The sequence below is a fragment of the Pseudomonas koreensis genome, assembly GCF_036668835.1.
GTDB classification, from domain to species: Bacteria; Pseudomonadota; Gammaproteobacteria; order Pseudomonadales; family Pseudomonadaceae; genus Aquipseudomonas; species Aquipseudomonas koreensis_I.
The window spans coordinates 67,008-85,948 of record NZ_JAZEVW010000012.1 but is presented as its reverse complement, the minus strand read 5'-3'; the positions used below and the strand labels follow the sequence as shown (position 1 = coordinate 85,948).

The following is an 18,941-nucleotide window of genomic DNA, read 5'->3' as shown; positions in this document are numbered from 1 at the left end:
CTGGAGTAGACATCGTGTCGCTCGAATCGACTTGAACTTGCAGATCGTGACGGCAGGTAAGAAGATCTAAAACCGTCCACCATGTCTCCGAACATGTGTCCACCATGTCTCCGGTACATACACTCCCCGAGGGAGAGGGGACTGATCGCGGTGGATTCAACAGTTACGCCGACATGCCATACCGAGTCGAACTCAAACTTCAAAGCCAACCCAAATCGGCTCCCTCTCCAGGGGGAGAGGACTGGGGTGAGGGGCAGCCACACCACAAAACCAAAGCCAACCACCCGCTTCTAACCACTCAACAATGAGCGAAGCTCGAGTGCTCTTGATCTTGATCTTGCCTAACCAGCGACATCGGGAAACCAGTTTGAAGATCAAAAGCCCCTCACCCTAGCCCTCTCCCCGAGGGAGAGGGGACTGATCGCGGTGGATTCAACAGTTACGCCGACATGCCATACCGAGTCGAACTCAAACTTCAAAGCCAACCCAAATCGGCTCCCTCTCCAGGGGGAGAGGGCTGGGGTGAGGGGCAGCCCACCACAAATCCAAAGCCAACCACCCGCTTCTAACCACTCAACAATGAGCGAAGCTCGAGTGCTCTTGATCTTGATCTTGCCTAACCAGCGACATCGGAAGGCTGAGTGGAGAGATTGATCCGGGCGTGGGAGCGCAGCGACCGTCTGGCGCAGCCAGACACAGCGCAAATAGGTGCAGCGAAGCAAACCGTAGCCGCTGCGACCGGATCAGTCCCGCAGCGAAGGAACCCGAGCCTGCGAGGGCCGGACGCAGGAGCAAGCCTTTTCGGTTACCTTTTCGGCGTCTGGAAAAGGTGACTCGCCGTAAGGGCGAAACCGCCAGCCCCCCCACCCGAAGCAACAGATATTCACCCAAAACACCCAAAGCCTGGTCGGCCCAGAGGCCGCCAAGGTTCAATCAAAGCCGAAAATGCCCAACCATGGACCGCAACTCCCCCCCTAACTGCGCCAGCTCAACACTGGAAGCCGCATTCCCGCGCATCGCAATCGACGACTGATCGGCACTCGCACGAATACTCGTCACACTGCGATTGATCTCCTCCGCCACCGAACTCTGCTCCTCGGCCGCCGCCGCAATTTGCTGATTCATCTGCTGAATCAACGACACCGCCACCGCAATACTCCCCAGCGCACTCTCGGTCTGCAACGCATCACTGACCGCCAGCTTCACCAGTTCGCCGCTGCTCTGAATCTGCTGCACCGACGACTGCGCCGCCGAGCGCAACGCACTGACCAGCCGCTCAATCTCCTCAGTCGATTGCTGCGTACGCCGCGCCAATGCCCGTACTTCATCGGCCACCACCGCGAAGCCCCTACCCTGCTCCCCGGCCCGTGCCGCCTCGATCGCGGCATTCAACGCCAATAGATTGGTCTGCTCGGCGACGCTCTTGATCACCTCCAGCACCGTGCCGATATTCTGAATTTCAGCACTGAGACTTTCGATGCTCGAACTGGCGGAAGTGGCCGAATCGGCCAACTGCTCGATCCGCGCCATGCTCTGTCGCACCACCTGCTGGCCACTCTCCACCTTGTCGTCGGCAGTCTGCGCGGCCAATGCCGCCTCCCCGGCATTGCGTGCCACGTCGTGCACCGTGGCGGTCATCTGGTTCATCGCGGTGGCGACCTGCTCGGTCTCTTCCTTCTGGCTACTCACCTCAAGGTTGGTCTGCTCGGTGACCGTCGACAACAGTTGCGCCGAACTGGCCAGTTGTTCGATCCCCGCCTGCAAACCACTGACGATGGTGCTCAGCCCCGCGCCCATCTGCTGCATCGCCAGCATCAACTGGCCGATCTCGTCGCGCCGGGTCACTTGCACGCTGGCACTCAAGTCGCCGGCAGCGATCTGCTGCGCCAACTGAATCACGCTGCGCAACGGTGCGACGATCAACCGGGTGATGAACCATGCAGCAAGTACCCCGACCAGCAACGCCAGGGCGGAGGAGCCAATGATCAGCAGCGAATTTTTCTTCAGCTCAGCCTGCATCGCGGCGTCTTCGGCGACGTAGGCCTGATTCACCCGCTCGACCACCTGATCAGCACGCTGGTGCAATTGTTCGTAGACCGTTTTTTCCTGAGCGAGCAAACCGGTGTATTCAGCGAGCTTGTCGTTGAAACCGGCGATATGCCCGGACACTTCGTTGAGCACGGTCAGATAGCCCTCATCCTTGACCGTGGTTTTCAGCTCTTCGGCCTGCGTCTGCGCTTGCGCAGCCTGTTCGATGTTGCCCTTGCCGGCACTGTCGGCGTCGCCCTTGCGACTTTGATCGAGACGAACCCGGGCCTCATTCATCGCCTGCAACATCAGGCGCGACACCTGGCTGACCTGACTGGCTTGCTCAATGAATTGCGCCCCATCCTTGCCCTCGGTGTCCTTCAAGGTATACGCGCCGTCGTCGGCCAGCCCGGCCTGCAGCACGTCGAGGTTATTGGCCACGCTGGATACCGACCAACTGGCCATTTCCAGCGCAAGATCCTTGGCCTGGCTCAGCGATACGAATTCATCGAACGCCTTGCGATAGGCACCCAACGACAGCTCGACATCGTTCATCACCGACTCATTGGCCGGCGTACGCGCCTTGAGCTCGTTAGCCAGGGCAACCAGACCGTCCACACCTTCACGCAGGGCATCGGCCGTCTTCGGGTTGCCGTGCAAGGCATAATCCTGTTCGAGCAGGCGCACCTTGAGCAGACTGCTGTTGAGCGAGGACATCTGCTTCAGCCCGTCGAAGCGCAGACTGATGGTCTGCAGGGACCAGACGCCAATCGCCGCCACCAGAGCGGTCAAAAGCAAGACCAGCACAAACCCGATCCCCAGTTTTTTCGCCATACCGAGGTTGGCGAAACGTCCTTGCATGGCCGAAATCATTGCGCGAGCCCCCTGCCATTGTCAGTAAAGCGAAGAGTCGCAACGGCCAGGAAGCAGCACAAGTCTCTACCGTCGCAATAATGGCAAAAAGCTACAGCCGCGTCGTTTTCAGAACACTGGAGGTCGATCCGAACCGGTGTTGCGGAAAAACTGCCGAGCCCGTGGATCGCAGGCATACGCCACGTTGATGCGATGCCAGTCACCCGATTCGCCGCTGGGACTGAACGCCCCCATGTTCGCCAGCATCACGCCACAGCGCCGGGCCTGGCCGCGAACCGAGCCCTGATCGGCCCTCCGCGCACGTGCCCAGATGAACAACCCGCCCGCCGGCCGGCCGAACACTTCCCAGTCGGCGTCTTCCAGCGCCTGCAAAGCCGCGACGCGATCAGCATTCAAGCGCTGCCGCTGGCGCTGCACCAGCTTACGGTAAGCACCGCTGGCCAACAGCGTTGCCAGCACCGCCTCGGAAAACCGCGATACCCCAAGTCCACTGACCATTTTGACCTGAGCCAGGCGCCTGACCAAATCACTGTCCGCGAGGACAAACCCGACCCGCAAGGAACTGCTCAGCGTCTTGGAAAAACTGCCCACATAAATGACTCGGCTATCATCGTCCAGCGCAGCCAGACGGGTACCGTGACCGGTGTGCAGGTCGGCGTAGACATCGTCTTCTATCAAGCGCAGATCATGAAGTCTGCTCAATTGCAGGATACGTTGCGCCACGCCCGGCGACAGGCAACTGCCGGTAGGATTGTGGTGATGACTGTTGATGAACATCGCCGCCGGCCGAAACTGCTGCAGCAAAGCTTCGAGCGCTTCGACATCCGGCCCGTTCTGCGTACGACGCACCTCCAGCATGCGCACGCCGTGCAGGCGCAGCAGATCGAACAACGGCGCATATCCCGGCGTCTCAACCACTACGCAGTCGCCGGCCTTGAACAACGTGCGCACGATCAGATCGAGCGCATGACTGGCGCCGCCGGTGCTCAACAATTGCGCACTGCCAGCGTCGATATCCAGCCGCTTCAAGCGCCTGACAATTTGCTCACGCAACGCCGGCAGCCCAAGCGGCGTGCTGTAATCGAACAGACTGGCCATGTCCGTGCGCGCCACCTCACGCAACGCATAACTGAGATCATCCGGCTCACGCCAGCTCTGCGGCAAGCCACCGGAGCCCAGCTTCAAACCACCGCCGACATCGCAAACCGCATCGCACCCGCCATAGCGCCCGCCAAACAAATCACGGTCAACATCAACGCCATGCGTCGACGGCGAGGCAGCCACCACAAACCCGGTGCCCTGACATGTGCTCAATACTCCCTGCGATACCAATCGCTCGCACGCCTCGACAACACACGAATGACTCAACAGATTGCCCCGGGCGATCTGCCGGGCAGAAGGCAAACGAGTGGCAGGCGGCACACCACTTTGCACAATCCACTCCGTCAGCCCATCAACAATCTGCTGCACGACCGGCACCATTGCCTGTCGATCAATTCTCAACTCCATGAGCAAGCAAACTCCTGTCCGTTTCGCTGGCCGCAGTAAATCACAGCCACGCCGGACAGCCTGTGCGACAACGCCGCCAAAAGCGACCGTTCTAACGGCTTGATACACATTGTTTAAAGGGATTCACGGAATTGAGCAGGCATAAACGCAAAGCTGAAAATCAAAAGCCCCTCACCCTAGCCCTCTCCCGGAGGGAGAGGGAACTGACCGGTGTGAATATGAGAGTTGCGCCGACTTGAAATACCGAGTCGTATGAAATTACAAAGCAAACGCAGATCGGCTCCCTTTCCTCGGGGAGAGGGCTGGGGTGAGGGCAGCCAAACCACAAATCCAAAGCCAACCACCTTCTTCTAACTACTCAACAATGAGCGTTAGCTCGAGTGCTCTTGATCTTGATCCACCGGCGACATCGGAAGGCTGAGCGGAGGGATTGATCCGGGCGTGGGAGCGCAGCGACCGTCTGGCGCAGCCAGACACAGCGGACGTAGGTGCAGCGAAGCAAACCGTAGCCGCTGCGCCCGGATCGATCCCGGAGCGAAGGGACCCGAGCTTGCGAGGGCCGTACGTAGGAGCAAGCGTTTTTTGCTTACTTTTTTAGGCGCTTGTAAAAAAGTAAGTCGCCGTAAGGGCGAAACCGCCAGCCGCACCACCCGGAGCAACGGATATTCACTCAAAAACCATGAGCATGGTCGGCCCACAGGCCGCCACGCCGACAAAAAAATCAGAACGCCGTAACCCCCCCATCCACCGCCAACGAATGCCCAGTAGTAAACGCCGCCCCATCACTGCACAGATACAGCACAGCACTGGCAATCTCCCCGACCGTACCAATACGCCCCACCGGATGCATGGCATTGGCAAACTCGCCCTTCTTCGGATCCGCCTCATAAGCACGACGGAACATATCGGTATCGATCACCGCCGGGCACACCGCATTGACGCGGATTTTCTTCTTCGCATATTCGATCGCCGCCGACTTGGTCAGCCCGATCACCGCATGCTTGGAGGCCGCATAAATACTCATTTTCGGCGCCGCCCCCAACCCCGCCACCGAAGCCGTATTGACGATCGCCCCACCCCCCTGCGCCAGCAGCAATGGCAACTGATACTTCATGCACAGCCAGACGCCTTTGACGTTGACCCCCATGATCGCATCGAACTCATCCATCGAACCGTCAGCCAGTTTGCCCTTTTCGATCTCGATCCCGGCATTGTTGAAGGCGTAGTCGAGACGACCGTAGGTATTGATAACCTCGTCCATCAGATTTTTCACGTCGCTCTCGACGGTCACGTCGCACCGCACGAAGGACGCTTCGCCACCGGCGGTACGAATCAGCGCCACCGTGCCCTCGCCGCCTGCCGCATCGAAGTCGGCGACCACTACTTTCAGGCCCTCGGCAGCAAACGCCTGAGCGGTCGCGCGACCGATGCCGTTGGCCGCTCCGGTAACGACAACGACTTGACCGGAAAACGTCATGCTCATGCGGATGTCCTCGAACAGTTGGGAATGCTGGTATTGGCTGGAGCGCAGCATAGCCATGGCGCTCGATCACGCGTCAGCACTATCCACACAGCGGTTATGCCCCCATGAACTGCAGTGATTAACCTATGCCGACCGTTATCATCGTAGTCGATTGAAGTGCATTCGCCGCATCAGCCAACCTTGCGCCATCGCCGCCGGGGGTCTATCAACAAGGCTTCATTCCGTTCGAGTGCCTGTCATGACCAACCAGACCAATCGCCAGTTCCTGCTCGCCAAACGCCCGGTGGGTGCGGCCAGCCGCGAGACTTTTACCTATCAGGAAGTTCCGGTCGGCGAACCGGCGGCGGGACAGATTCTGGTGAAGAACGAATACCTGTCCCTGGACCCGGCCATGCGCGGCTGGATGAACGAGGGCAAGTCATACATCCCGCCGGTCGGTATCGGTGAGGTGATGCGCGCGCTGGGCGTGGGAAAAGTCATTGCTTCGAACAATCCGGGCTTTGCCGTCGGTGACTACGTCAACGGCGCCATCGGCGTGCAGGATTATTTCCTCGGCGAGCCAAGAGGTTTCTACAAGGTCGATCCGAAACTGGCTCCGCTGCCGGTGTATCTGTCCGCGCTGGGCATGACTGGCATGACCGCCTACTTCGCCCTGCTCGATGTAGGCGCGCCGAAGGCTGGCGACACCGTTGTGTTGTCCGGTGCGGCCGGCGCGGTTGGCAGCGTTGCCGGGCAGATTGCCAAGCTCAAGGGTTGCCGCGTGGTCGGCATTGCCGGTGGTGCCGACAAGTGCAAGTTTCTCATTGATGAGCTGGGCTTTGACGGCGCCATCGATTACAAGAGCGAAGACGTCATCGCCGGGCTTAAACGCGAATGCCCGAAGGGCGTCGACGTGTATTTCGACAACGTCGGCGGTGACATTCTCGATGCGGTGCTGAGCCGCTTGAACATGAAGGCGCGCGTGGTGATCTGTGGCGCGATCAGCCAGTACAACAACAAGGAAGCGGTCAAAGGCCCGGCCAATTATCTATCGCTGCTGGTCAATCGCGCGCGCATGGAAGGCTTCGTGGTGATGGATTACGCCGCACAGTACGCCAGCGCCGCGCAGGAAATGGCCGGGTGGATGGCCAAGGGGCAACTGAAGAGCAAGGAAGATATCGTCGAAGGCCTGGAGACCTTTCCCGAGACCTTGATGAAGCTCTTCAACGGCGGGAATTTCGGCAAGTTGGTCTTGAAAGTCTAACGCCACCCTAAAACCAATTGTAGGAGCGAGCCTGCTCGCGAAAGCGGTGGTTCAATCGATATTGACTTCGACTGATACACCCTCCTCGCGAGCAGGCTCGCTCCTACATTTTGATCTTCAGTGAGGTTCAGGCGATCTCGGCCACAACCGAAGCCAGCGCCTGCGCCGGATCGGCAGCCTGGCTGATCGGACGGCCGATCACCAGATAATCGGAACCGGCGTCCAGCGCCTGACGCGGAGTCAGAATGCGGCGCTGGTCGTCCAGTGCGCTACCGGCCGGACGAATCCCCGGGGTTACCAGTTGCAACGACGGGTGCGCAGTTTTCAGCGCAGTGGCTTCCAGTGCCGAGCAGACCAGGCCGTCCATCCCGGCTTTCTCGGCCAGTGCCGCCAGACGCAGCACCTGTTCCTGCGGTTCGATGTCCAGACCGATGCCAGCCAGATCCTCACGCTCCATGCTGGTCAGCACGGTCACGCCGATCAGCAACGGCTGCGGGCCGCTGCGCTTGGCAAGCTCTTCACGGCAGGCTGTCATCATGCGCAGGCCACCGGAGCAATGCACGTTGACCATCCACACGCCCATCTCGGCGGCCGCTTTCACGGCCATCGCGGTGGTGTTGGGAATGTCATGAAATTTCAGGTCGAGAAACACTTCGAAACCCTTGTCACGCAAGGTGCCGACGATTTCCGCGGCGCAACTGGTGAACAGCTCCTTGCCCACTTTGACCCGGCACAGCTTCGGGTCCAACTGGTCGGCCAGCTTCAGTGCGGCGTCACGAGTGGGGAAATCCAGGGCGACGATGATAGGAGTCTGGCAGGCGGACATGAATGGGCTCTCAGGCAGGTCGAAATCGGCGCGCATTGTAGCGGAACCGGCGGCGGCGCGGCACCCGATGATCGGTAAATCGTCGCGCCGGCGCTGATCAGCATAGCCCTCGCTGCTATTGTGTCGACTTCGATACACAGCCGACATGCCGCCAACATGCCCCCGCATTAGCCTCGCCAGCCGTAACACGTCCTTACAACAGCACTTCCCGCCTCACGGCCGGACGCCTATGCTGAAAACCATTACCTCGCAGCCCATCTTTTGTGGTTGGCGGCCTACTGGCAGACGAACAACCCCATGCACAACACCCAAACGCCCCTGACGGATGAGCCTAAAGACGACAAGCGCTGGAGTATTAGCGCACTGATCGTTGACGACGACGTGCCGATCCGCGAGCTGATGATCGATTACCTCGCCCGCTTCAACATCCACGCCAGCGGTGTCACCGACGGTGCGGCCATGCGCCAGGCGATGCAGGCCGAACATTTCGACGTCGTGGTGCTGGACCTGATGCTGCCCGGCGAAGACGGTTTGTCGCTGTGCCGCTGGCTGCGCGCCGAATCGGACATTCCGATCCTGATGCTTACCGCCCGCTGCGAACCGACCGACCGCATCATCGGCCTCGAACTCGGCGCCGACGACTACATGGCCAAGCCGTTCGAGCCGCGCGAACTGGTGGCGCGCATCCAGACGATTCTGCGCCGGGTACGCGACGACCGCAGCGAACAGCGAGCCAATATCCGTTTCGATAACTGGCGCCTTAACAGCGTCCTGCGCCAGTTGATTGCCGACAATGGCCTGGTGGTGCCGCTGTCCAACGCTGAATTTCGCCTGCTCTGGGTATTTATCGAACGTCCGCGCCGGGTGCTCAGCCGCGAACAATTGCTCGACGCCGCCCGTGGTCGCTCGATCGAAGCATTCGACCGCAGTATCGATTTACTGGTGTCGCGCCTGCGGCAGAAACTTGGCGATGACCCGAAAGCGCCACATCTGATCAAAACCGTGCGCGGTGAGGGATATCTGTTCGACGCACGGGACATCGGCTGATGCGGGCGCGCTTCGACACGCTGTTCGGGCGCCTGTTTGGCGTGCTGTTTGTGGCGATCGTCCTCGCGCACTTGCTGGCGTTCACCTGGTTCCACCTCTACGGCCCGCCCCCGCCTCCACCGCCGCCAGAGTTTTCCCAAGTTGCCGAGGGGCAACAGGCGCCGCCCGATCAGCGCTATCCGCCGCGCCTACCGCGCCCATGGTTCGGTGGCCCGGTAGTGCCGCTGACGTTTCAGTTCATCACCTTGATGATCGCGGCGTGGTACGGCGCCAAGCTGCTCAGCCGCCCGATCCAGCGTCTGAGCGACGCCGCCGAACGCCTCAGCGAGGATCTCGACAGCCCGCCACTCGATGAGTCTGGCCCACGTGAAGCGCGACAAGCGGCATCCACCTTCAACCTGATGCAACGGCGTATCCGCGAACAGGTACAGCAACGCGCCCGCATGCTCGGCGCCGTGTCCCACGACCTGCGCACACCGCTGTCTCGGCTGAAACTGCGCCTGGAAAACCTCAGCGACGAAAAACTCCAGGGCCAGATGCGTCAGGATCTGGACGACATGATCAGCATGCTCGACGCCACCCTCAGCTACCTGCATGAACAGCGCACCAGCGAAGCCGTGCAATTGATGGACGTACAGGCGCTGGTCGAATCACTGTGCGAAAACGCCCAGGATCAGGGTGCCGACGTACAGGTCAGCGGCCAATGCGCCCCGCTGCCGGTACAGCCAATGGCACTGCGTTCGTGCCTCAACAACCTGCTCGACAACGCCCTGCGATACGCCGGCCAGGCGCGCATCGAACTGCACGATCACCGCGAACAGGTGCTGATTCGCGTAATCGACCATGGCCCAGGGATCGCCGAAGACCAGCGTGAAGCCGTGTTCGAGCCCTTTTACCGACTGGAAGGCTCACGCAATCGCAACTCCGGCGGCGTCGGCCTGGGCATGACCATTGCTCGCGAAGCGGCACAGCGTTTGGCTGGGCAGTTGACTCTGCAAGAAACCCCCGGCGGCGGCCTGACCGCTGTCATTCGCCTGCCGCGAATGTGATAAACACCGCAGCCCCTGCAGGAGGAAAACGCATCGGTTGCAAGTATCGGGATGTGGCGGATAGAGTTGAGCCGGCTGACGCGGTCAGCCAATGAAAAGCCCCTCACCCTAGCCCTCTCCCAGAGGGAGAGGGGACTGACCGCAGGGGACGCGAGAGATACGCCGACGTGAAATACCGAGTCGTACGCAAACTTCGAAGCCAACCCAAATCGGCTCCCTCTCCAGGGGGAGAGGGCTGGGGTGAGGGGCAAATCCACCACAAATCCCAAGCCAACCACCCGCTTCTAACCACTCAACAATGAGCGCCAGCTCGAGTGCCCTTGATCTTGCCTGACCAGCGACATCGGAAGGCTGAGTGGAGGGATTGATCCGGGCGTGGGAGCGCAGCGACCGTCTGGCGCAGCCAGAAACAGCGGACGTAGGTGCAGCGCAGCAAACCGTAGCCGCTGCGCCCGGATCGATCCCGCAGCGAAGGGACCCGAGCCTGCGAGGGCCGAACGCAGGAGCAAGCCTTTTGGTTCCTTTTTGGCGTCTGAAAAAGGGACTCGCCGTAAGGGCGAAACCGCCAGCCGCAACACCCAAAAAACGGATATTCACCCAAAACCCCAAGAGCATGGTCGGCCCAGAGGCCGCCAAGGTCAAACGAAAAAGCCAACTACCGCCGTTCCTCAACCCGCCCCTGACTCTTGCTCCAGTCCGTCAACAAACTATAAGCCACCGCCAACAACGTCGGCCCGATAAACAACCCGATAAACCCAAACGCAATCAACCCTCCAAACACCCCAAGCAACACAATCACCAGCGGCAGATTCCCACCGCGACTGATCAGATACGGCTTGAGCACGTTGTCCACGCCACTGATGATGAACGTCCCCCAGATCCCGAGAAACACCGCCATCCCGTACTCACCCTTCCAGGCCAGCCAGGCCGTGGCCGGCACCCACACCAGCGGTGGCCCCATCGGAATCAGACTGAGCAGAAAGGTCACGATCCCCAGCACCAACGCACCCGGGACCCCGGCAATCAGAAACCCGATCAACGCCAGAACCGCCTGCGCCGCCGCGGTGCCGATCACCCCGTTGACCACCCGCTGCACCGTGCCCGCCACCAGCTCGATGTAATAGCCGGCACGTTCGCCGATCAAGCGCTCCAGCAGACTGTGCACAAACGCCGCCAATCGCGGCCCGTCACGGTAGAAAAAGAACACAAAGACAATGCTCAACGTCAGTTCGAGAATACCGCCGCCGATCTGCGCACTTCGCGCCAGCAGCCAGTTGCCGACCTGGCCCAGATAAGGCTTGATCGACACCATCAGCGCCGCGCCCTGCTGATCGATGCTGTTCCACAACCCCACCAGCCGTTCCCCTACCAACGGCAAAGTGCCGAGCCAGTCGGGCGCTTCCGGCAGTCCGTCGACCTGCACATCCTTGATGAATGCCGTGGCATCGCGCACGTGATCGGCAAGGTTGAAGCCCAGCCAGACCAGCGGCGCCGCCACCAGCAGCATCCAGCCCAGCGTCAGAATGGCCGCGGCCAAGGACTCGCGGCCATTCAGCCAGCGAGTCAACAGACGCATCAGCGGCCAACTGGCGAATGCCAGCACCGCGCCCCAGAACAGCGCCGACCAGAACGGCGCCATTACCCACAGGCTGGCCCCGAACAACACCAGCAGGAGGATCTGCACCAGCAGGCGATCGTTATTGAGCATGTGTGATCTCGAAAAAGTCAGTCAGGCAAAGAGTGGGCGAACATGCAGACATGTTCGCCCGGTAGCTTATCGCAACAGGTCGATGCGCAGACCTTTACCCTCGACAGTGCCGGTTTCCATGCGGGCCGCTCGCACACCTTGATCGATCAGCGCCTGACGCCACGACTCGGCCTTGGGTCCGGACAGCGTCACGCGTAATGTGGTATCAAGGTTGAGGCCACGGGAGATCAGCCGTAGCCAGGTGTCATCCGGGGCATCGACCCGGTCCGGAAAATCCAGCTCGCCGGTGCTTTTGAGTTGGCGCAGCAGGGTTGCCGAGGTCGGCAGCAACTCGCCCAGTGGCGCCAGTGCCTCGAACTGCTCGACATGCAGATAGGCTTTGCGATTGCCGCGAGTGATGCTGTACAGCGCCACCAGCGTATTGTCCCGCGGTGCCGCCAGGCGCAACAGCAGATACGCCTGCTGCTCGTCGGCGCCATACAGCTTGGCGTTGCCGAACACTTCGTTGGCCCACAGGCTGCTTTCACCGCAATCACGCGCCTGACACCAGAACAGCAACTCGGCTTTCTGTTTTTGCAGGGCCTTGCACGCTTCGGTGAAGGCTTCGGTAGCGGAATGTTCGGGCGGCAACTCGTAAGTGACCGCAGTGGTCTGGCCGCGTGCCGTGACCTGGCCGTCGAAGCGCAACTGGCCGCTGATCTTGCGGATCGAGCCCAGCGGATAGATCCGCTCAAGCTCGACTGGCGGGCGATAGTCGACGATCTGCGCGTCGGCCAGACGCGGCACGATCGGCAAATCCTGACTGCCCGGCACGTCGGCGGCGAACGAAACGGTGCTGCAACAGCACAGTGCCCACACACTGATTGAGCGCATCGTCAGGCTCATCGGATCGGCATGATCGGGTGAGTCGGGGTCGCAGCGGTGTAGAAATCCATTGTTGTCGTCTCCCATTTCAACCCGACCAGCCTCGACAGTTGCCCGCTGCAAGTCAAGGAATGGCGAAGAAGCGATTGAAACAGTCTGCGACAAGATCCGCGCCGGCCTCATCGTTGAGGTGCAAATGATGGCCGCCCGCCAGCTGTTCCCGGTCAAATGGCAGACGCCCAAGCAGCTCGGGATGTTTTGCCAGCATGCCCTCGGCAGCCACTACCAGTTGCGCCGGGCAAGCGATGCGCGCAACGAAGGCCAGCGCCTGCTCCTGGGTCAAGCGCAACGGTGAGGGCAAGGTCAGGCGATTGTCGGTGCGCCAGGTGTAACCGCCGGGCACCGGCATCAGGCCGCGCTGAGCCAACAGTTCTGCGGCTTCGCGACTGACTGCTACCAGACCTTTCATGCGCGCTTCGATGGCGCGGTCGAGGGTCGCATAGACCGGTTTGCGCTTGTCACGCAGATCCAGTTGCGCTTGCAGGGCCATGCCCATGCGCTCGGCAGCATTTTCGCCTTTGTCTGTCGGAGGAATCACGCCGTCAATCAGCGCCAGATGGCTGATCCGCTCCGGCAATGAGCCCGCCAGCACCAGGGAGACGATTGCCCCCATGGAGTGCCCGAGCAGGCCGAAACGCTTCCAGCCCAGTTGCTCGGCGACCTGCAGCACATCATGGGCATAATCCCACAGCGCGTAACCCGCGCCATTCGGCCGGTGTCCGGAATGCCCATGCCCGGCCATGTCCAGTGCGATGATGCGCAACCCTTTGAGCCTGGGGGCCAGGCGCGCAAAGCTGTTGGCATTGTCGAGCCAGCCATGCAGGGCGATGACCGGCAGGCCGTCCTCGGGACCGAACAAATGCGCGGCCAGCTCGATATGCGGCAGGCTCAGGCGCACTTCTTCGAAAATCGGGCTCATGCGCAGTCCTTGTCCTGGCGGTTTTGCCAGCGGCTGAACAGGGTTTTCAGCAAGCGCGCGGTGTCCTGCGGACGTTCGAGCGGGAACATGTGCCCGCCGGGCATGCTCAGCGCCTCGCCCTGGGCCAGGCGCGAAACGAAGCGCGTGTGATGACGCATCACCACGCGGCTCTTGTGCCCGCGCACCACCGCCAGCGGCACCTGCAAATGCCGCGTATGAGCGGGACTGGTGTGCGGCACGCCGCGATAGATGCTGATTTCGGTGGCCGGATCGAAACGCAGGCGCAGTTTGTCACCGACCTTGTGCAAACCGTGGTGCAGGTAGGCATCGAAGCACTCCGGGTCGAAACCGCGAAACAGCGTCTTGCCGGCAAAATAACTGCGCGCGCTGTCGAGGTCGGCAAATTCTTCGCGCCGGCCCAATGTGCGCCCGGCCGGCGTCAACCGGTCGATAAAACCGAAACGCTTGGCCGCACGGATCACCCATTGATCGGTGCGGGTCAGCACTGGCGAGTCGAGCATCACCACTCCGCGATACAGCTGGGGACAGCGCAGTGCCGCGTGCAGGTGCAACACGCCGCCAAACGAATGACCGACGCCCCACACTGGCTGATCCTGTTGCTGCAAGTGGTGGATCAATTCGTCGACGAGGTTGTACCAGTTGTCATCCGCCGGAAAACGCGGGTCATGGGCGTGCTGTTCCAGATGCGCAACCCGATACTCGGGCGCCAGCGCCGCGAACAACTTGCCATAGGTGCCCGAAGGGAAGCCATTGGCGTGGGCGAAGAAGATCGGTTGCGACATGCGGGAACATCCACTGGACGGGAAACGTGCCGATGATTGTCCGCAAGAGCGGCGCTGACAGCAATGACTGTAAGTGCCAGGAATGGTGACAGTCTGGTCAGGGTGATGTGTGTCAGCGAGACCGCTGCCCCCTCACCCCAGCCCTCTCCCCAGGGGGCGAGGGGGGAAGGGAGCAGATCGGGGGGAATTGAAGACCGGAGCTCGACTCCATCTTTCAGGTCGACTGAACATGTGGAACCAATACAGCTCGGCCCCCTTTCCCTCTGGGAGAGGGCTGGGGTGAGGGCTCAACGCGCCGGCGGCTGTTCCCCCAGCGGCACCACCGCCATAGTCAGACGCGACACACAACTGGCCTTGCCCTCATCGCTGGTCAGGCGAATATCCCAGACATGCGTGGTGCGGCCAATATGAATCGGCCTGGCCACCGCCGTCACCCGCCCGCTACGCAAACCACGCAAGTGGTTGGCGTTGATCTCAAGTCCCACGCAATAGGACTTGCTGGCATCGATGCACAGATAACTGGCCATCGAACCGACGGTCTCCGCCAGTACCACCGAGGCGCCACCATGCAGCAGGCCGTAGGGCTGATGAGTGCGATGGTCGATGACCATGCTCGCCGTCAGCGAGTCGTCATCGAACGCCTCGAAACGAATGTCGAGCAGTTCGCCGATGGTGTTTTTCTGAATCGCATTCAACTGCTCGATATTCGGAGTGGTACGCCACACGCTCATCGCAGACTTCCTTTTGTTGTTCTGGTCGTCACTCAATCCTGCCACAGCACCGCCTCGCTGCGCTCGCTCCATTCTTCGAAACGGCTGCCATAGGTGTCTTCGATGACATTGCGCTTGATCTTCAACGTCGGCGTGAGGAAGCCGTTTTCCACTGCCCAACTGTCTTTGACCACCACCAGTCGGTGCAGGCGTTCGTGCTTGTCGAGCGCGGCGTTGACCTCTTCCAGCAGTTTTTCCAGGCTCGAATGCAGACTCGCCCGCCCCTCTTCCTGATTGACGGCCGACAACACACACAAGCCCAGCGGCGCGCTCAATCCGTCACCGACTACACAGACCTGCTCGATGCGCGAATGCACCGCCAAGCGGTTTTCGATCGGCGCCGGGGCGACATATTTGCCCTTGCTGGTCTTGAAGATTTCCTTCAGTCGCCCGGTCAGGCGCAAGCGCCCTTCACTGTCCTGCTCACCCTTGTCACCGGTGCGCAGAAAACCGTCTGCGGTGATGGTTTCGGCGGTTTTCTGCGGTTCCTTGAAATAGCCGAGCATGGTCGCCTGACTGCGTACCTGCACTTCGCCCGAATCATCGATACGCACCTCGACCTGCGGGCACGGCTTGCCGATCCAGCCCTGCCGGTATTGGCCCGGCAGGCAGATGTGCGAATAGCCGCAGCCCTCGGTCATGCCGTACACCTCCAGCACGTCAAGGCCGAGTTTCTGGTACCAGGCGAGCAAGGTTTGCGGCACCGGCGCGGCACCGGACAACGCCACACGCAAGGCATCAAGGCCCAGACCGGCCAACACTTTGCGCCCGACGCGTTTGCCAATGAACGGCAGGCCGAGGAGGAAATCCAGGCGTTTCGCCGGGATCTTGCTGTACACGCCCATCTGAAATTTGATCCAAATGCGCGGCACGCCGAACATCGCGGTCGGCCGCGCACGCTTCAGATCAGTGATGAAGGTGTCGAGGCTTTCGGCAAAGAATACGGTTTGCCCGGTATAAATCGACGCCAGTTCGACGAACATCCGCTCGGCAACGTGGCACAGCGGCAGGTAAGACAGCAGCCGATCGTTCTCGTTGAGCCCGAACAATTGCGTGCCATGCGTCGTGGCAAACCCGAGATTGGCGAAACTGTGCATCACACCTTTCGGCAAGCCAGTGGTGCCGGAGGTGTAAATGATCGTCGCCAGTTGCTCGGCGGGCGGGCGCGGGTCGTCTTGGATGGGCGAAGATTTTTGCAGCTCGGCCCAACTGAAATCGCATTCGCCGGGCGGATGCAGCGGCAGGCTGATCGTCGGCAGCCCGGCCGGGATGCCCTTGGACATGCCCGGCCAGTCATCAAGTTTGCCGATAAACGCCAGTACGCTTTCGGAGTGCGTCAGCACCTGCGCCACCGAGTCGGCGGTCAGATTGGGATACAGCGGCACCGAGACGTGCCCGGCCATCCAGATGGCGAGGTCGGCGATGATCCAGTGCGCGCAGTTTTTCGAGATCAGGGCGATGTGGCTGCCGGCCGGCAATTCTCGCGAGCGCAGCCAGTGCGCGGCGCAGCGGGCCTGATGGCCGACATCGGCCCATGTCAGGCTCTCGACCTGCCCGCCGCCGATCGGCTGCACCAGAAAGCGCTGGCGCGGGTGCCGGGCTTCTCGTTCATAGAACACGTCCAGCGGCAAACGGAAGGCGGCAGACATGCGACTCGCTCCTGTTTTTTTGGTCTGGAGCAAGCGTAGTCAACCAAGCAAGTGCTTGGTTGGATTTTTCAAACAAATAATTTCAGAGTTCGCAATAACCACTGTGGGAGCGAGCCTGCTCGCTCCTACAAGGGTGTTGCGTTAAGGGTGTTTCAGGCTGTTGAGGGTCATGGAGCCGATCAGCAGCTCGGGGCTTTCGAGCTCGGCCAGGCCAGCGGTGCTGACCCGCTCCGGCGGGTGCCCGGCGCCATGCTGCAGATAGCTGAGCAAGTTACCCACCAGCGGGTTGTGGCTGACCAGCAAGACATTGCTCACCGACACCAATTGATCGGTGACCTTGTCCGGATCAACCTCCGGCGTCAGCCATTCAACCGTACGAATCTCCGGTTCGAATCCCAGCGCCTCGCGCACGATCTGCGCGGTTTGCTGCGCGCGCAGATAAGGGCTGGCGTAAATCGCCGTCAGCGGCTGGCCGATCAAATGCGCGGCGCTACGCAAGACTTCCTTGCGACCGTGCTCGGTCAGTTCGCGCTCGGGGTCGACTTTCGAGCCATGAGGCACCGCCTCACCGTGACGTAATACCCAGAGTTTCATAGCTTGGGTTCCTCATCTCGAACCGGATGCGCGGCTGGCGCCACGGCATGCGGCGCTTCGCCTTCCGGGGTGCGCGGCGCCGGCCAGTCGGCGAACGGCCAGGGCTTCTGGTCGCTGTGGAAGGTGCCGAAGCGGCCGATCTGCGCGAGAAACTGGCTCAGGCTGTCGCCGAAATTCATCAGGCTGGCGCTCGGTGCGCCGTAGATCAAACGGTAGATCAGTTGCACCAGGACCACGGCGCCGAGGATGAACTGCGCCACTTGCCAGACCAGCAGGTAAACGATCATCCACATCACCCGCAGGAGGATGGATTCGTACTGGGCTTCGGTTTTCGGATCGTGCATGGCTTGCTTCCTGTGCGTGTAACAGCTGAGTCAGTTGAAACCGCTGGTGGAGATAAAGTCGACGTCGGTTTTCGGCTCGGCGCGCATCAATAGACCAATCACCTGCTCCAGCGTGCGGCCTTCGAACAGGATTGCATGGAGCCCGGCGACCAGCGGCATATAGACGCCAACTTCCTGCGACTTGGCCTTGAGTACTTTCAGGGTATTGACCCCTTCGGCGACTTCACCCAGACGCGACACCGCTTCATCCAGGCTCAAGCCCTGACCGAGGGCAAAGCCAACCTGGTAGTTGCGGCTCTTTGGCGATGAGCAGGTCACGATCAGATCGCCGACGCCGGCAAGCCCGAGGAACGTCATCGGGTTGGCGCCCTGATTTACCGCAAAACGGGTCATTTCCGCCAGCGCGCGGGTGATCAGCATGCTCTTGGTGTTTTCGCCCATCTCCAGCGCCACGGCCATGCCGGCAATGATCGCGTAAACGTTTTTCAACGCCCCGCCCAGTTCGACACCGAAACGGTCGGCGCTGGCGTACACCCGAAAAGTCCGGCCGTGCAGCGCGGCCTGCACCGCTTTGCACAGTTCTTCGTCTTCGCTGGCGACCACCGTGGCGGTCAGCGCATGCTCGGCGATTTCGCGGGCCAGGTTCGGCCCGGACAACACGCCGATGCGCGCTTGCGGAGCGATTTCTTCGAGAATCTGGCTCATCAACTTGAACGTCTGGGCTTCGATGCCTTTGGTCAGGCTGACCAGCATCTTGCCGCTCAACCGCTCGGCGTGGGCGGCAAGTACCGTGCGCAACGCGCTGGAGGGCAACGCGACAAAGCACAAATCACAGGCGTCGAGGGTTTCCTGCAGGTCAGTGACTGCGGTCACTCCCGGGAGAATTTTGATGCCTTTGAGGTAACGCGGGTTTTCGCGATTGACCCGGATGGCTTCGGCCTGCTCGGGGTCACGCATCCACTGCCGGACTTGATGGCCGTTTTCGGCCAGCAGATTGGCCACGGCGGTACCAAAACTTCCGCCTCCCAGGACCGCAATCGGGCGCTGTTCAGTCATATGCAATCCGTTAATCCATACCAGTGGCGATGGCGGCATTATACGGGGCGACCCGGTCGCGGCCAGCCCCAGCAACAATTACCGACACTTGTAGGAAGAAGACCAATAAAACCTAG

At 60.9% G+C, this 18,941-nt stretch carries 16 protein-coding genes and 1 pseudogene; 3 read left to right on the top strand and 14 right to left on the bottom strand.

Features of this window, described 5'->3' with window-relative positions:
• Positions 1-933: 933 nt before the first annotated feature.
• From V6F91_RS27625 to V6F91_RS25185, 4 genes and pseudogenes are all read right to left on the bottom strand, one after another.
• On the bottom strand, positions 934-1,797 hold the full coding sequence (locus tag V6F91_RS27625; RefSeq protein ID WP_423815361.1) for a methyl-accepting chemotaxis protein: 864 nt from the start codon (positions 1,795-1,797) through the stop codon (positions 934-936).
• A pseudogene (locus V6F91_RS27620) lies at positions 1,795-2,019 on the bottom strand (HAMP domain-containing protein); the annotation flags it as partial. The gene V6F91_RS27625 and the pseudogene V6F91_RS27620, both read right to left, overlap by 3 nt.
• A gap of 990 nt (positions 2,020-3,009) precedes the next feature.
• Positions 3,010-4,410, bottom strand: coding sequence for a PLP-dependent aminotransferase family protein (locus V6F91_RS25190; RefSeq protein WP_332769260.1), 1,401 nt, complete (start codon positions 4,408-4,410; stop codon positions 3,010-3,012).
• 721 nt (positions 4,411-5,131) lie between these two features.
• On the bottom strand, positions 5,132-5,893 hold the full coding sequence (locus V6F91_RS25185) for an SDR family oxidoreductase (RefSeq protein WP_093099361.1): 762 nt from the start codon (positions 5,891-5,893) through the stop codon (positions 5,132-5,134).
• A gap of 238 nt (positions 5,894-6,131) precedes the next feature.
• Between V6F91_RS25185 and V6F91_RS25180 the strand changes: the two genes are divergently transcribed.
• On the top strand, positions 6,132-7,136 hold the full coding sequence (locus V6F91_RS25180; RefSeq protein ID WP_258448359.1) for an NADP-dependent oxidoreductase: 1,005 nt from the start codon (positions 6,132-6,134) through the stop codon (positions 7,134-7,136).
• Positions 7,137-7,263: 127 nt separating this feature from the next.
• Here the strand turns inward: V6F91_RS25180 and pyrF are convergent, their stop codons facing one another.
• Positions 7,264-7,962 (bottom strand): orotidine-5'-phosphate decarboxylase, encoded by a 699-nt coding sequence (pyrF, locus tag V6F91_RS25175; RefSeq protein ID WP_332769258.1) that lies wholly within the window; start codon positions 7,960-7,962, stop codon positions 7,264-7,266.
• A 297-nt stretch (positions 7,963-8,259) separates the two neighbouring features.
• Here pyrF and V6F91_RS25170 point away from each other — a divergent pair, with 297 nt between their 5' ends.
• Positions 8,260-9,009, top strand: coding sequence for a response regulator (locus V6F91_RS25170; protein WP_332769256.1), 750 nt, complete (start codon positions 8,260-8,262; stop codon positions 9,007-9,009).
• On the top strand, positions 9,009-10,058 hold the full coding sequence (locus V6F91_RS25165; RefSeq protein WP_332769254.1) for an ATP-binding protein: 1,050 nt from the start codon (positions 9,009-9,011) through the stop codon (positions 10,056-10,058). Before V6F91_RS25170 ends, V6F91_RS25165 begins: the two co-directional genes overlap by 1 nt.
• A gap of 655 nt (positions 10,059-10,713) precedes the next feature.
• On the opposite strand, the gene V6F91_RS25160 is transcribed toward V6F91_RS25165, so the two are convergent.
• From V6F91_RS25160 to V6F91_RS25120, 9 genes are all read right to left on the bottom strand, one after another.
• Positions 10,714-11,766, bottom strand: coding sequence for an AI-2E family transporter (locus tag V6F91_RS25160; protein ID WP_332769252.1), 1,053 nt, complete (start codon positions 11,764-11,766; stop codon positions 10,714-10,716).
• Between the two features lie 66 nt (positions 11,767-11,832).
• Entirely contained in the window at positions 11,833-12,639 is an 807-nt protein-coding gene (locus V6F91_RS25155; protein ID WP_332769250.1) for a DUF4892 domain-containing protein, read from the bottom strand.
• A gap of 115 nt (positions 12,640-12,754) precedes the next feature.
• Complete coding sequence (locus tag V6F91_RS25150; protein ID WP_332769248.1) at positions 12,755-13,609, bottom strand: alpha/beta hydrolase; 855 nt, start codon at positions 13,607-13,609, stop codon at positions 12,755-12,757.
• Positions 13,606-14,412, bottom strand: a complete 807-nt coding sequence (locus tag V6F91_RS25145; RefSeq protein WP_332769246.1) for an alpha/beta hydrolase — start codon at positions 14,410-14,412, stop codon at positions 13,606-13,608. The genes V6F91_RS25150 and V6F91_RS25145 overlap by 4 nt, the downstream gene beginning before the upstream one ends.
• Before the next feature lie 287 nt (positions 14,413-14,699).
• Entirely contained in the window at positions 14,700-15,143 is a 444-nt protein-coding gene (locus V6F91_RS25140; RefSeq protein WP_332769244.1) for a hotdog fold thioesterase, read from the bottom strand.
• A 32-nt stretch (positions 15,144-15,175) separates the two neighbouring features.
• Positions 15,176-16,831 carry an AMP-binding protein gene (locus tag V6F91_RS25135; protein WP_332769242.1) on the bottom strand — a complete coding sequence of 552 codons (1,656 nt, stop codon included), beginning with the start codon at positions 16,829-16,831 and terminating at the stop codon, positions 15,176-15,178.
• A 141-nt stretch (positions 16,832-16,972) separates the two neighbouring features.
• Complete coding sequence (sixA, locus tag V6F91_RS25130; protein WP_332769240.1) at positions 16,973-17,425, bottom strand: phosphohistidine phosphatase SixA; 453 nt, start codon at positions 17,423-17,425, stop codon at positions 16,973-16,975.
• A complete protein-coding gene (locus V6F91_RS25125; protein WP_332769238.1) occupies positions 17,422-17,769 on the bottom strand; it encodes a DUF4389 domain-containing protein in 348 nt (115 codons plus the stop codon). Before V6F91_RS25125 ends, sixA begins: the two co-directional genes overlap by 4 nt.
• Positions 17,770-17,799: 30 nt before the next feature.
• Entirely contained in the window at positions 17,800-18,825 is a 1,026-nt protein-coding gene (locus V6F91_RS25120; RefSeq protein ID WP_090285290.1) for an NAD(P)H-dependent glycerol-3-phosphate dehydrogenase, read from the bottom strand.
• Between the last annotated feature and the right edge of the window lie 116 nt (positions 18,826-18,941).